Origin of the sequence: Luteolibacter pohnpeiensis (genome assembly GCF_016595435.1) — a bacterium.
Classification (GTDB): domain Bacteria; phylum Verrucomicrobiota; class Verrucomicrobiia; order Verrucomicrobiales; family Akkermansiaceae; genus Luteolibacter; species Luteolibacter pohnpeiensis.
On record NZ_JAENIJ010000103.1, the window covers coordinates 1 to 1,859 of the forward strand.

General features: G+C 46.8%; 1 protein-coding gene and 1 pseudogene. Both read right to left on the reverse strand.

The genetic code is table 11. From position 1 onward, the window contains the following. Positions 1-476: pseudogene (locus JIN85_RS20280) on the reverse strand (hypothetical protein); the annotation flags it as partial. 696 nt (positions 477-1,172) lie between these two features. After that, a partial coding sequence (locus JIN85_RS20285) for a hypothetical protein (protein WP_200274280.1) occupies positions 1,173-1,859 on the reverse strand: 687 nt, incomplete at its 5' end.

Genomic DNA, 1,859 nt, shown 5'->3' on the forward strand with positions numbered 1-1,859 from the left:
GTTGCTCCAGTTGCTCCAGTTGCTCCAGTTGCTCCAGTTGCTCCAGTTGCTCCAGTTGCTCCAGTTGCTCCAGTTGCTCCAGTTGCTCCAGTTGCGCCTACCAGAAGGGATTTGCCACTCCCAGTGATCTGTCCGGTCGCGCCGTCGATCGTCAGGAAATTATTCCCGGATGAATCCACCACAGTGGTCTTCGTCGTCTTCAATGGAATCAAATCCAACGGTAGCACCAAGCTACCATCGTCCTTGATACCCGTAAATTGGCCGACTGGCACAATCAAATTGGCCAGGCCCGTATTTAAGTCCGTCCAGGTTCCGCCACCCAATGCAATAGGTAGGTAGTTGTAAATATAACCATCCACGGATGGCCCCATATTAATTCCGGCTGAAGCATTCACCGGATCGGCTGCCTGCACAGCGCATGGGGCAATCATTGCGGCAGCTGCAAAAGCCGCCATGTAACTGGTTTTCATTTTCATATTATGGTTTCGAGTTATCGATTAATCGGGGGAGAAATACTTTCCGCATTTGAGGGCGCCCACCTTTCAACGAAGCCAATAAAGCAATTGATATGACATCACTTCCCTCCTTCATTCACACCGACCAAACGATGGAATGAAGCAAGCTTGGAGGACCCACTGAATCCTCATCGCTCGGGAATCATTGATACAGTCGCCAAAAGGGTTACGCCTGTATTAAGCGATATTTCACTCACTTCAATTCAATTTTGAAACAGTCGAATCAATTTCGCAAATATACAATAATCACCTAATATTATTTAATCCAAAAACTCACAATTTCTGCATAACACAAATACACATCCCCTTCTCGGCGCAGATGAAATTCACCAATGATCACATTACCCGAACTCAATAAATCGAGTGGGCTTATCCGAACGGATTCCAAAAAATTCTGGAGATTTATTACTACACCATCATGAGACGTAGTCGAAAGTATGACGTTGCCATGAGCTCCGCTCAAGCTCGGAACACTTTTTGATCTCAATTGCCATTTAGTTAACGATTCATGGCATCATGTGTCATATACTCACGCTGTAGGATCACGACCGACCAGCTATCTCGCATCCCATTTCAGGACATCAAAGAGGGAGATACCAAACCGGTATCTCCCCACACTGAATATTTCGAGCTAAGAAATGCCTTGATAGTCACACATCAATCCGTACTAAACTGCCATTGCCAAGCTGGGTATTGACCATAAGTAGCCGCACTCCAACTCTCGGTAGGATCATCGCGACTATCCACAGTCTTGATATATAAGGATGAACCAATATATTCGTTTGTATAGGTCTGAACGAACGAAAAATTAGATTGCGAAGAAAGAGAGTAATAATAAATATTATAAGCAGCACTTCTCTTAAATAAAACGCGATACGACGTAGCAGAATACGGCACCGCAAATCCACTACCGTCAGCTAATCTATTAAACGAAACGTAAGTCATCGGTATTAAGGACTCTATCGGTGGTTGGGTCCCACCATTTTGCCCGCTCCAAGCATCGGTGCAAGCCGGATGCTCCGTAAGATCGAATGTAATTCCTGCTGGCAAATGGTAGATGAAGTCTCCAGATCCGGACAATGTGAACGATGAAGGGTTAATCAGTCTAACTCTAACATCATACCCGCTTCCCGCAGTGCGATATTGCTGCTCATTCACCGTGTTGTAGTTGGGAATGGTGACATTCCCTGTCGATGTAACGGCTACAGGCTCAGCAGTACTCCATACACTCAAACTGCCAGATGGACCCGTTGCTCCGGTTGCTCCGGTTGCTCCGGTTGCTCCGGTTGCTCCGGTTGCTCCGGTTGCTCCGGTTGCTCCGGTTGCTCCGGTTGCTCCGGTTGC